This is a genomic window from Acidovorax sp. ACV01 (assembly GCF_014851495.1).
In the GTDB taxonomy this organism is placed as follows: Bacteria; Pseudomonadota; Gammaproteobacteria; order Burkholderiales; family Burkholderiaceae_C; genus Acidovorax; species Acidovorax radicis.
Map to the genome: position 1 here is coordinate 280,218 of NZ_JACUZT010000002.1, position 11,839 is coordinate 292,056.

Here is an 11,839-nt window from a genome sequence, read left to right on the forward strand (position 1 = left end):
TGCCGTGCTGCCAGAAGCCTTCCAGGGCGAAATCCGAAGGGGCTGCTGTGCTCGGAGCCAATATGCAGGCAGGCTGCAGCATTTCCTCACCTGTCTTCAATAAAACCATGAAATACCAAACATTGATTCGACACACCACCGTGGCTGCCCTGGCGCTGTGTGCGGCCACCTGGGCGGGTGCCCAAGGGGCTCACCCGCATTGGGAGTACAAGGGCAAACACGGCGCCACCCACTGGGGGGCGCTGGAGCCAGGCTTCGAGGCCTGCGCGCGCGGTGCGGCGCAGAGCCCCATCGATATTCGCAAGACCGTGAAAGAGGCGTTGCCCGCGCTGGACTTCCAGTACGCGGCCGGTGCCCCCACGCTGGTCAACAACGGGCATACCGTGCAGGTGAACATGCCCGCGGGCAGCAAGCTGGTGGTGGATGGCAAGCCGATGGACCTGCTGCAGTTCCACTTCCACACCCCCAGCGAGGAGGCCATTGGTGGCAAGCATGCGGCCATGGTGGCGCACTTTGTGCACAAGGGCGCGGACGGTGGGCTGGGCGTGGTGGCGGTGCTGCTCCAGACCGGCAAGACCAACGCGGCCTGGGCGCCCATCTTTGCGCACTTGCCGCGTGTGGGTGAGCAGGTGACGGTCGATGGCCTGAGCCTGGATGCCAGCACCCTCTTGCCTGCCAAGAAGGGCTACTACAGCTTTGCCGGCTCATTGACCACGCCGCCCTGTTCTGAGGGGGTTCAGTGGATGGTGCTCAAGGAGCCTGTGAAATTGGGCGCCCAGCAGATCAAGGCGTTTCGCCAGCTCTACAACGCCAACGCACGGCCGCTGCAGCCGCTCAACGGACGGGTGGTGAAGGAAAGCGCCTGACGGTGCTCAGCCGACCTCCTGGTTTCCAGAGGTCGGCTGAGCCTTCAGGCGATGTGCAGGCCCATAGTCAGGCTGTAGCGGCCGCAGGCGCCATGCTGGTGCCTGCGGTTTTTTGTGGGCGAGCCGCCACACAGTCGGCCGCATGGGTTGCCAGCGCGGCCAGCAACTCGTCCACATCGGCCGCCGTGTGGGCGGCCGACAGCGCAATGCGCAACCGGGCCGTGCCCACGGGCACCGTGGGCGGGCGGATGGCCGGCACCCACAGGCCTTGGCGGCGCAGGCTTTCCATCACGGCCAGGGCTGCTTCGTTGCTGCCGATCACGAGTGCCTGCACCGCCGTGTGGGACGGCAGCAGGTGCCAGCCCAGTTCCGGGGGCAGCGCGGCCAGGCCTTCGCGCAATTGGGCGATGCGCTGGCGCAGCCCCTCCCGCAGGTCGTCTGCCGCCGCGATCAGCTCCAGGCTTTTGCGCAACGCGCTCGCCAGCAGGGGTGGCGCGGCCGTGGCAAAGATGTAGGTGCGGGTTTTCTGCAGCAGCCATTCAATGAGTGCAGCATCTCCCGCTACAAAGGCGCCAGCCACGCCCGCTGCCTTGCCCAGCGTGGCCATGTAGAGCACCCGGCGCGATGCCGTGGCGCCCGTCAGGCCCGCCTGCGCGAGGCTGCCGCGCCCTTGGGGGCCCAGCACGCCAAAACCATGGGCGTCGTCCAGCAGCAGCAGTGCGTCGTGGCGCTCGCACAGTCCCAGCAGTGCCGGGATGTCGATCAGATCGCCATCCATGCTGAAGACGGCATCGCTGACCACCAGCTTGCGCCGTGCGGGGCTGGCGGCGAGCTGTGCCTCCAGCGCGGCCAGGTCGGCATGCGGGTAACGGTGGATGGTGGCGCGCGACAGGCGTGCGCCGTCGATCAGGCAGGCGTGGTTGAGCGCGTCGGAAAACAGCGCATCGCCAGCGCCCACCAACGCAGGGATGATGCCGGTGTTGGTGGCATAGCCCGCATAAAAGTACAGCGCACGGGGCAGTTGCACGAAGGCGGCCAGGTCGTGCTCGAGCGCATCGTTGGCGGCGCTGTGCCCGCTCACCAGGGGCGAGCCGCCGGAGCCCACGCCAAAGGTGTGCGTGGCGGCGCGGGCAGCCTCGGCCAGCGCGGGGTGGCTGGCCAAGCCCAGGTAGTCGTTGCTGCAAAAGGCCAGCATGGGCTGGCCGTCCACCAACAGGCGGGCACCCTTGGCGGGCACCACCACGCGGCGGCGGCGCAGCAGGTGCGCGCGCTCGATGTCGGCCAGGCGCCCCGGAATCTCGTCGAGCCAGGATGTGGGGTGGGATTCCTGCGTCATAGCCATTCTCCGGGGAGCTCAAACACCAGGCTGCGCGCATCGGGCAGGTCCTGGTAAGGCACCTCGGCCAGCAGCGGTGCGCCCAGGCGCGCACGCAGGTAGGCGATGTTCTCGTCGGTGGCGTCCATCTCGGGGTCCACACGGTTGGCCACCCAACCGGCCAGGGTGAGGCCGCGCGTGCGAATGGCTTCGGCCGTGAGCAGCGCATGGTTGAGGCAGCCCAGGCGCAGGCCTACCACCAGCACCACCGGCAGCGCCAGGGCCTGGGCCAGGTCGGCACCGGTCTGGGTGTTGGTCAGCGGCACATGAAAGCCCCCCGCGCCCTCCACCACCACCGCATCGGCCTGCGCGGCCAGAGCCTGGTAGCTGCGCACGATGGCGGCGATGTCGATCTGCACCCCGGCGCGTTCTGCCGCGATGTGGGGCGAGAGCGGGTCGAGCAGCAGAACGGGGTTGTCCAGCTCTGGTGCCACGGCCAGGGTGGAGGCCGAGCGCAGTGCGATGGCGTCCTCGCTGGCCCAGTCCTCGCCCCACGGTACGACGCCGGCCGCCACGGGCTTCATGCCGACCACGCGGCGGTGGTGCGGCGCGAGGGCGTGCAGCAGGCCGGTGGACACCAGCGTCTTGCCGACGCCTGTGTCGGTACCGGTGACAAAACATCCAATCATGGGTTCTCCTCCTGCAGGGTGGCGTTCAGTGCGTCGAGCGCACCGCTGGCAAGGCACTGCACGGCCTCTTCATCCAGCGCATAGGGTGGCATGGCATACAACGTATTTCCAATAGGCCGCAGCACCAGCCCACGCGCCATGGCGTGCTGGTGGTAGCGGCGTGCAAAGTCGGGGGCTGCCGTATCAATGTCCCAGGCCCAGATCATCCCCAGACGGCGCGCATGGCGCACGCGCGGATGGTGGGTGAGAGGCGCACAGGCGGCGTCGAGGCGCAGGGCCAGGGTCGCGTTGGCGTTCAGGGCATCGAGTTCGTCGAACAGTTCCAGCGTGGCCAGCGCCGCGCGGCAGGCCAGCGGGTTGCCGGTGTACGAGTGCGAATGCAGAAAGCCCCGCGCCACATCGTCGTCGTAGAACGCGGCGTACACCCCATCGGTGGTCAGCACGGCCGACAGGGGCAGCGTGCCGCCCGTGAGTCCTTTGGACAGACAAATGAAATCCGGCCGGATGCCCGCCTGCTGGTGCGCGAACATCGTGCCGGTGCGGCCAAAGCCGACGGCGATCTCGTCCACCACCAGGTGCACCTCGTAGCGGCTGCACAGCGCGCGCGCCAGGCGCAGGTATTCGGGGCTGTGCATCGCCATGCCGGCGGCGCACTGCACCAGCGGCTCGACGATGAAGGCCGCGGTGGTGGTGTGGTGCTCCTGCAGCCAGGCTTCCAGCGCGGCGGCGGCGCGCCGTGCCATGTCCTGTGCCGTCTCACCCGGGGCCGCTCCGCGTGCATCGGGGCTGGGCACGGTGTCGGCCAGGCGCACCAGCGGGGCATAGGCCTCCCGGAAGATGGCGATGTCGGTCACGGCCAGCGCGCCCACCGTCTCGCCGTGGTAGCCCCCGGCCAGACCCACGAAGCGGCTCTTGGCGGGCAGGCCCCTGTTGCGCCAGTAGTGCGCGCTCATCTTCAGCGCGATCTCGGTGGCGGCTGCTCCGTCGCTGCCGTAGAACGCGTGGCCCAGGCCGGTGAGCGCAGCCAGGCGCTCGGAAAGCTCCACCACCGGCGCGTGCGTGAAGCCCGCGAGCATCACGTGGTCGAGCCGGCCCAGCTGGTCCACCAGCGCAGCCTGGATGTGCGGGTGGCTGTGGCCAAACAGGTTGACCCACCAGGAGCTGATGCCGTCCAGGTAGCGCTGGCCGTCGGTGCCATAGAGCCACGGGCCCTGCGCGCGGGCGATAGCCACGGGGGGCTGGGCCTCGTGCCGCTTCATCTGCGTGCAGGGGTGCCAGACGCTGGCGAGGCTGCGGGCCACGAGCCCGTCGTGCGTAGGCTGCATGTTCAGACCACTTGGGTAGGCACGGCGTGGCGCAGTTCGGTCTGGCGGTTGTGGTCGTCCACAAACACCAGCTGGGGCTGGTGGGTGGGCACCTGGTCCTCATGCACCTGGGCGAAGGCCGCGATGATGATCAGGTCGCCTGCGGATGCGCGGCGCGCGGCCGAGCCGTTCACCGAGATCATCCCGCTGCCGCGCTGGCCCTTGATGGCGTAGGTGACAAACCGCTCGCCGTTGTTGATGTTCCAGATGTGGATCTGCTCGTTCTCGGCGATGTTGGCCGCATCGAGCAGGTCTTCGTCGATGGCGCAGGAGCCCTCGTAGTGCAGCTCGCACTGGGTCACGGCCACGCGGTGGATCTTGGATTTGAGCAGGGTGCGGAACATCGGACTTCCTTGCGATGAAGACGTTGAAAGGATGACGGCAGACAGCGCCAGTGCTTGAAGGCACGCGAGGCGGGCGGCAGGGTCAATGGACAGAAAAATCGAGCACGCAGCTGTCACCCAGTGCTTCGCGCCACACGCGCACGCGGCTCACGCGGGGGCGAAGTTCGGAAGGCAGGGCCTGGGCGATGAAGACGCACAGGTTCTCGAGCGTGGGTGTGCCCAGGCCCGGCACGTCGTCCAGCATGTGGTGGTCGAGCTGCTCGCGCACCACCTCCAGGCCCCGGCGCAGCAGGCCCAGATCCAGCACCATGCCGGTGGCGGGGTCGAGCGGTCCGCTGAGCGAGACCTCGGCGTGGTAGGTGTGGCCGTGCACGCGGCGGCTGCCTTCGGCCTCGATCTCACGGCGCAGGGTGTGGGCGGCGTCGAAGAAGAACCGCTGGGAAATGGTGAACAACATAGACAACGACAACAAAGAAGGTCCGCTTACCGGATGCCGGTGAGCTTGTGGGTTTGCAGGCTCAGGCGCCACGCCGGGTTGGCCATGCAGGCATCAATGCAGGTGGCGGTGTTCTGGCGCTGCAGCAGGCCATCCATGGGTTGGAGAAAGCGGTGGGCAAACTGCGTGTCTTGTTCCAATGCCTGCAGGTCAAACCCCGGCTGGGGCCACACGAGTTTCAGCTCCTGCCCGCTGCGCTGCACCCACGGGGCACCGGCCTTGGGGCTGATGCACAACCAGTCGATGCCTTCGGGGGCGGCAACCGTGCCGTTGCTTTCGACGGCGATGCGGAACTGCTGGGCGTGCAGCGCGTCGATCAGCGCCGCATCGACCTGCAGCAGCGGCTCGCCACCCGTCAGCACCACCAGGCGGTGGCCCGCGCCTGCAGGCCATTGGGCGGCGATCAGCTCTGCCAGCGCCGTGGCTGTCTTAAACTTGCCGCCCAGCGTGCCATCGGTACCCACAAAGTCGGTGTCGCAGAACTGGCAGATGGCCTGCGCGCGGTCCTGCTCACGGCCCGTCCAGAGGTTGCAGCCCGCAAAGCGGCAGAACACGGCGGGTGTGCCCGCCTGGCCGCCTTCACCCTGCAGGGTGTAGAAGATTTCCTTGACGCTGTAGGTCATGGCCGCAGGCTCGGTTTCTCGGCGGTGCGCCGGGCCACCGGAGGTACCAGGATGGTGGGCGCGGCGGGAGCGGCCAGCTCGGGGTAGTCGCGGCTGAAGTGCAGGCCTCGGCTTTCGCGGCGCATCTGTGCGCTCTGCACGATGAGGTCGGCCACCTGCACCAGGTTGCGCAGCTCCAGCAGGTCGCGCGTGACGTGGAAGTGGGCGTAGAACTCGTTGATCTCGCCCTGCAGCGTGGCGATGCGGTGCGCAGCGCGCTCCAGGCGCTTGTTGGTGCGCACGATGCCCACGTAGTCCCACATGAAGCGGCGCAGCTCGTCCCAGTTGTGCGAGATGACCACGCACTCGTCGGCATCGGTCACGCGGCTGTCGTCCCAGGCGGGCAGGGCGGGCAGCTCGGGCGCGGGCGCTGCGGCAATGGCCTGGGCCGCAGCGCGCGCGAACACCATGCATTCGAGCAGCGAGTTGCTGGCCAGCCGGTTGGCGCCGTGCAGGCCGGTGCAGGCTACTTCGCCCACGGCGTACAGGCCGGGCAGGTCGGTGCGGCCGGCCAGGTCGGTCAGCACACCACCGCAAGTGAAGTGGGCCGTGGGCACCACGGGGATGGGCTCTTTGGTGATGTCGATGCCCAGCGCGGCGCAGTGGGCCAGGATGTTCGGAAAGTGTTCCTGCAAAAACGCGGGACTCTGGTGCGAGATGTCCAGGTGCACGCAGTCCAGGCCGTGTTTTTTCATCTCGAAGTCGATGGCGCGGGCCACCACGTCGCGCGGGGCCAGTTCGGCGCGCGGGTCGTGGTCGAGCATGAAGCGCGTGCCGCCGGCCGATGGGGGCAGCTTGAGTTGCCCACCTTCGCCACGCACCGCCTCGCTGATGAGGAAGGATTTTTCGTGTGGGTGGTACAGCCCCGTGGGGTGGAACTGGATGAACTCCATGTTCGCCACGCGGCAGCCCGCGCGCCAGGCGGCGGCAATGCCGTCGCCCGTGGCGGTGTCGGGGTTGGTGGTGTACAGGTACACCTTGCCTGCGCCGCCCGTGGCCAGGATGGTCTGCGGCGCGCGGAAGGTCACAACGGAATCGGTGTCGCTGTCCAGCGCATACAGGCCCAGGCAACGGTTGCCAGGCAGGCCGAGCTTGCGTGTGGTGATCAGGTCCACCAGCGTGTGTTGCTCGAACAGCGTGATACCGGGCGTGGCGCGCACCACGTCGATCAGCGTGCGCTGCACGGCCGCGCCGGTGGCGTCGGTCACATGGGCAATGCGGCGCGCGCTGTGCCCGCCTTCGCGGGTCAGGTGCAGCTGGTCGCCTTCGAGCGTGAAGGGCACGCCCAGCTCGCGCAGCCAGGCGATGGAGGCGGGTGCGTTTTCCACCACGAAGCGTGTGGTGGCCAGGTCGCACAGGCCCGCGCCCGCCACCAGCGTGTCTTCAATGTGGGCAGCAAAGCTGTCGTCATCGGCCAGCACGGCGGCAATGCCACCCTGGGCCCAGCCGCTGGAGCCATCCTGCAGCGTGCGCTTGGTGATCACGGCCACGCGGTGCGTGGGCGCCAGGTGCAGGGCCGCCGAGAGACCGGCGAGGCCGCTGCCTACGATGAGAACGTCGAAGTCGTGGGATGCCATGGCTTGCGGGTGAGGAATGGGAGTAGCGCCACGGCCACCGGCCAGGGCGGTGAACAGTGGGGCCAGCCTAGGCCGGCGTGTAGGCGAGGCGCACGTAGATGGGTGCGAAGGCCTCGGCCTGTGTGATCTCGATCAACGTCTCTTTGGCCAGCTCCAGCAAGGCGATGAAGGTCACCACCAGCACGGTGCTGCCTTTTTCAGGCTCGAAGAGTTCTTCAAACTCCACAAAACGGCGGCCTTGCAGTGTCTTGAGCACCATGCTCATGTATTCGCGCACGCTCAGTTCCTCGCGCGTGATCCGGTGGTGCTGTACCAGCTTGGCGCGTTTCAGGATGTCGCGCCAGGCGTCCTGCAGCTCCACCACGTGCACGTCCGGAAAGCGTGGCTGCAGGCTTTGTTCGATGTACACCTGCGCCTTCAGGAAGTCGCGCCCGTACTGCGGCAGCTGCCCCAGGCGGGCTGCGGCCATCTTCATCTGCTCGTATTCGAGCAGGCGGCGCACCAGCTCGGCGCGTGGGTCTTCGGGCTCTTCGCCCTCAGCCTGCTTTTTGGGCGGCAGCAGCATGCGCGACTTGATCTCGATCAGCATCGCCGCCATCAGCAGGTACTCGGCCGCCAACTCCAGGTTGCGGCTGCGGATCTCGTCCACATACGCCAGGTACTGCTTGGTGACTCCCACCATGGGGATGTCGAGGATGTTGAAGTTCTGCTTGCGGATCAGGTACAGCAGCAGATCGAGCGGGCCTTCAAAGGCTTCCAGGAAGACTTCGAGCGCATCGGGCGGGATGTAAAGGTCCTGCGGCAGCGCAAACAGCGGCTCGCCATACAGGCGCGCCAGCGCCACCTGATCGACCACCACGGGCATGCCCGCCGCATCCAGCACGGGCGCGCTGGGCGAATGGGCCGCTGCGTTCGCGGTGGTCATGAATGCTATTGAAAAGTGAGCTATCAGCGCTTGATGGTTAAGCGCTGCAGGCCAATTGGATGCTTATTCAGCGTTCGTCTGGTAGACGTAGGGCTTCTGGGGCACCTGGCCGTCGTGGTATTCGCCCCAGACCTTGCGGTCCACGTTCTTGTCCCACAGCAAAGCGCGGCCTGCTTGCTGCTGTTGGTCCAGCTCGGGGCGGCTGGCCTTGAGCTGGTTGATGAACTGGGTGGTGTCGGACTGGTAGTCGGGGCGGCGGAAAATGGACATGGACTGTTAACCTCTTTGCCACGGATTTTACCGGGACCGACTTATGCCCTTGATATATCGCGCCGCTGCCTTGGCCGCCGCCGCCTTTTCCCTGCTGGCGCTCACCGCCTGCGACCCGCAGCGCATCAGCGAACTGCAGCCCGGCGTCTCTACCGAGGCCGATGTGCGAGACCGCTTTGGGGCCCCCGAAAACGTGTGGGACGAAGCCGACGGTGCCCGCACCTTGGAGTACAACCGCCAGCCTGCAGGCCAGGTCAACTACATGATCACCATCGGCGGCGACGGCCGCATGACCGCGCTGCGCCAGGTGCTCACCCCCGAGAACTTTGCGCGCGTGGTGCCCGGCACGCGCATGGACGAGGTGCGCCGCCTGCTGGGCAAGCCCGCCAAGGTCACGCCCTACGAATTGAAGCGGGAAACCCACGCCGACTGGCGCTACCTGGAGGCGCCGAACCAGGCCAAGGTATTCACCGTGGTCTACGGGCCCGACCAGGTGGTGCTGCGCACCCAGACAGGCGCTGACCTGGATGCGCCGGAGTTCAAGGGCGGCAAGTAGCGCCGCAGACGATCACACCGGCAGGTCTTCCAGCCCCTGCGCCGCCAGCCGGGCGGCAAAGCCCGAACGCTCGATCAGCGAGCGCGGCTGCTCGTGCAGGTGCACCAGGCGCAGCCGCCCGCCGCGTGCGGCTACCCCCTTGAGGATCTGGGCCAGCGCGTCGAGCCCTGTGGTGTCCAGCGCCACCAGTTCGCTCGCGTCCAGCACCACGTCCATGCCGGGCGGGCCGGCCTCCACGGCCTGGAGGATGGGGTCGATCTTGGCGGCGGCACCAAAGAACAGCGCGCCGTGCAGGCGCCAGGTGGCCGTGGGCCGCCCCCGGGCCGGGGCGCCTTCAGGTTCCGGCTGGCGCACCACGCGAAAGAGCCCGCTCATGCGCCGCACAAACAGCGCGCAGGCCATGAACAGGCCCACCTCCACCGCCACCGTGAGGTCGAACACCACCGTGAGGAAAAACGTGCCCAGCATCAGCAGCCGGTAGTGGTTGCTGAAGTGCTTGAGGCGCACGAACTCGTGCCACTCCCCCATGTTCCAGGCCACATACAGCAGGATGCCCGCCAGCACCGCCAGTGGAATGTGCAGTGCCAGCGGCGCGGCCACCAGCACGATCACCGCCAGCGTGGCGGCGTGCACCATGCCTGCAATGGGCGATGTGGCGCCCGAGCGGATGTTGGTCACCGTGCGTGCAATGGTGCCCGTGGCGGGCATGCCGCCAAAAAACGGCACCACCAGGTTGGCCAGGCCCTGGGCCACCAGTTCCTGATTGGGGTCGTGTTTCTTGTGGTGCGGATCGGTGGCCAGCTGGTCGGCCACGCGGGCGCACAGCAGCGATTCGATGGCGCCCAGCAGCGCGATGGTGAGTGTGGGCGTGACCAGCAGCCGCACCGTCTCCCACGAAAAATCGGGCAGTTCGAACACCGGCAGCGCCTGTGGAATGCCGCCAAACCGAGAGCCAATCGTCTCCACCGGAAACTCCATGGCCCAGGCCAGCAGGCTCAGCGTGACGAGGGCCACCACCGGCGCAGGCACGCGTGCAAAGCTGCGCACGGTGTGCCGCTCCAGCACCTGCATCATGGGCGAGCCTTTCATCATCAGTTTGGGCCAGAGGAACAGCCCGGCCACACAGGCTGCGCCCAGCCCAAACGCATAGGGATTGAAGCTGTCGAGGTGCTGCGCCACCGTGCCGACCTGCGAGAAAAAATTGCCCGGCATGCGGTCAATCGACAGCCCCAGCCAGTCTTTCACCTGCGACAGCGCAATCAGCACCGCAATGCCGTTGGTAAAGCCGATCACGATGCTCACCGGCACAAAACGCACCAGCGTGCCCAGCCTGAAGAGCCCCAGCAACACCAGCAGCACGCCCGCGCAGGCCGTGGAGATCAGCAAATTGGCCACGCCATAGCGCTCGACGATGCCGTAGACGATGACGATGAACGCCCCCGCCGGCCCACCAATCTGCGCGTTGGTGCCCCCCAGGGCCGAGATCAGAAAGCCCGCGATGATCGCCGTCCACAACCCCGCTTCGGGCTTGAGCCCGCTGGCAATCGCAAACGCCATGGCCAGCGGCAGCGCCACGATGCCCACCGTCACCCCCGCGCCCACATCGGCCAGCCATCGGCCCTTGTCGTAGCCGCGCAGCGCATCGAGCAAGCGGGGGTGGAAGGCGAGTGAAAACTGCATGGTGGCGGGCACTTTCTTGTCGGGGGCTCTGCGGCGGCCCAGGGCATCGGCACCGCCGAGATGCAGCCACAACCGGATCAGTGCGAGGCAGACTTCAGTGTAGTGAGCCGGGTGCGGAGTGCAATGGGGCGGAATCTGTGCGCAGACCAAGCACATTGCGTGCCGAATGCGCCCGCTCCCGGGGTCCGCGCCGGGCGGCTTGGGTGTCGATGGATTTGCAAAATAGATAGCAAACTAACGAATACCAATAAGCGATTTAGGCTAAAAAAGCTAAAAATTTACCCGCCCACATGCTGCTAGGCAGGGGCGGCGCCCGCGCTCCCTGGCATATTGCTTGCTGATCTTGGATTGCCTTCCCGGCCCCCGCCTTGTGCGGCTTGATTGGACGATTGCCCGACCCCCACACCATGACCGACACCCCCGTCCCCGCTGCAGAGCCCAACGCCGCCGCCGATGCCACCACCCTGCGCCACGGGGCGTTCGAGGATGTGCAGGCGCTGTTTGCCGGCACGCTGTTTGTCGCCATGGCGCTCATGCTGTTCAACCAGGCGGGGCTGCTGGTGGGCGGCACGGCGGGCGCGGCATTTTTGCTGCACTACGTCACCGGCGTCTCGTTCGGCAAGCTGTTTTTTGTGGTCAACCTGCCGTTCTACTGGTTTGCCTGGACGCGCATGGGCCACGAGTTCACGATCAAGACCTTTGTTTGCGTGGCCCTGCTGTCGCTGCTGACCGAGCTGTTCCCGCACGTGATGCATGTGGACTACCTGAACCCGCTGTTCGCCTCGTTGCTGGGCGGGCTGCTGCTGGGCACGGGCTGCCTGTTTCTGGCGCGCCACCGCTCCAGCCTGGGTGGGGCTACGGTGGTGTCGCTGTACCTGCAGGCCCGCTACGGCATGCGCGCGGGCAAGGTGCAGATGATGATCGATGGCACCGTGGTGCTGCTGGCGCTGTTTGTGGTGCCGGTGGACCGCGTGGCGTATTCGGTGCTGGCCGTGCTGGTGATGAGCGGGTTCTTGTGGATCAGCCACCGGCCAGGGCGTTACGTGGGCCATTGAGGGCGAGGGCCGCCAGCGCGGCGGCTGCCTGCCTCAGATC

At 67.1% G+C, this 11,839-nt stretch carries 13 protein-coding genes; 3 read left to right on the plus strand and 10 right to left on the minus strand.

Annotated elements, in window-relative coordinates; all coding sequences use genetic code 11:
- Positions 1–107 precede the first annotated feature (107 nt).
- A complete protein-coding gene (locus tag IB243_RS05835) occupies positions 108–866 on the plus strand; it encodes a carbonic anhydrase (RefSeq protein ID WP_010463232.1) in 759 nt (252 codons plus the stop codon).
- A 67-nt stretch (positions 867–933) separates the two neighbouring features.
- Here IB243_RS05835 and bioF read toward each other — a convergent pair whose 3' ends face one another.
- From bioF to IB243_RS05880, 9 genes are all read right to left on the minus strand, one after another.
- Positions 934–2,202 (minus strand): 8-amino-7-oxononanoate synthase, encoded by a 1,269-nt coding sequence (gene bioF / locus IB243_RS05840; RefSeq protein WP_192425713.1) that lies wholly within the window; start codon positions 2,200–2,202, stop codon positions 934–936.
- Positions 2,199–2,870 (minus strand): dethiobiotin synthase, encoded by a 672-nt coding sequence (gene bioD, locus IB243_RS05845; protein ID WP_192425715.1) that lies wholly within the window; start codon positions 2,868–2,870, stop codon positions 2,199–2,201. Before bioD ends, bioF begins: the two co-directional genes overlap by 4 nt.
- On the minus strand, positions 2,867–4,195 hold the full coding sequence (bioA, locus tag IB243_RS05850) for an adenosylmethionine--8-amino-7-oxononanoate transaminase (protein ID WP_192425717.1): 1,329 nt from the start codon (positions 4,193–4,195) through the stop codon (positions 2,867–2,869). The genes bioD and bioA overlap by 4 nt, the downstream gene beginning before the upstream one ends.
- A gap of 2 nt (positions 4,196–4,197) precedes the next feature.
- The gene (gene panD, locus IB243_RS05855) at positions 4,198–4,578 is read right to left on the minus strand and encodes an aspartate 1-decarboxylase (protein ID WP_010463239.1); all 381 of its coding nucleotides are present in this window, start codon (positions 4,576–4,578) and stop codon (positions 4,198–4,200) included.
- A gap of 82 nt (positions 4,579–4,660) precedes the next feature.
- Entirely contained in the window at positions 4,661–5,035 is a 375-nt protein-coding gene (locus IB243_RS05860; RefSeq protein WP_192425719.1) for a 6-carboxytetrahydropterin synthase, read from the minus strand.
- Positions 5,036–5,061: 26 nt separating this feature from the next.
- On the minus strand, positions 5,062–5,697 hold the full coding sequence (gene queE / locus IB243_RS05865; RefSeq protein WP_192425721.1) for a 7-carboxy-7-deazaguanine synthase: 636 nt from the start codon (positions 5,695–5,697) through the stop codon (positions 5,062–5,064).
- On the minus strand, positions 5,694–7,313 hold the full coding sequence (gene nadB, locus IB243_RS05870; RefSeq protein ID WP_192425723.1) for an L-aspartate oxidase: 1,620 nt from the start codon (positions 7,311–7,313) through the stop codon (positions 5,694–5,696). Before nadB ends, queE begins: the two co-directional genes overlap by 4 nt.
- A 67-nt stretch (positions 7,314–7,380) precedes the next feature.
- Positions 7,381–8,178: a ScpA family protein gene (locus tag IB243_RS05875; protein ID WP_225584818.1), complete on the minus strand. Its 798-nt coding sequence runs from the start codon at positions 8,176–8,178 to the stop codon at positions 7,381–7,383.
- Between the two features lie 123 nt (positions 8,179–8,301).
- Positions 8,302–8,508, minus strand: a complete 207-nt coding sequence (locus IB243_RS05880) for a DUF3460 family protein (RefSeq protein ID WP_192425725.1) — start codon at positions 8,506–8,508, stop codon at positions 8,302–8,304.
- A gap of 43 nt (positions 8,509–8,551) precedes the next feature.
- Here IB243_RS05880 and IB243_RS05885 point away from each other — a divergent pair, with 43 nt between their 5' ends.
- Positions 8,552–9,064 (plus strand): outer membrane protein assembly factor BamE, encoded by a 513-nt coding sequence (locus IB243_RS05885; RefSeq protein ID WP_192425727.1) that lies wholly within the window; start codon positions 8,552–8,554, stop codon positions 9,062–9,064.
- 12 nt (positions 9,065–9,076) lie between these two features.
- Here the strand turns inward: IB243_RS05885 and IB243_RS05890 are convergent, their stop codons facing one another.
- Positions 9,077–10,744 (minus strand): SulP family inorganic anion transporter, encoded by a 1,668-nt coding sequence (locus IB243_RS05890; protein ID WP_192425729.1) that lies wholly within the window; start codon positions 10,742–10,744, stop codon positions 9,077–9,079.
- Positions 10,745–11,151: 407 nt separating this feature from the next.
- Between IB243_RS05890 and IB243_RS05895 the strand changes: the two genes are divergently transcribed.
- Positions 11,152–11,799: a YitT family protein gene (locus tag IB243_RS05895; RefSeq protein WP_192425731.1), complete on the plus strand. Its 648-nt coding sequence runs from the start codon at positions 11,152–11,154 to the stop codon at positions 11,797–11,799.
- The last annotated feature ends 40 nt before the right edge of the window (positions 11,800–11,839 follow it).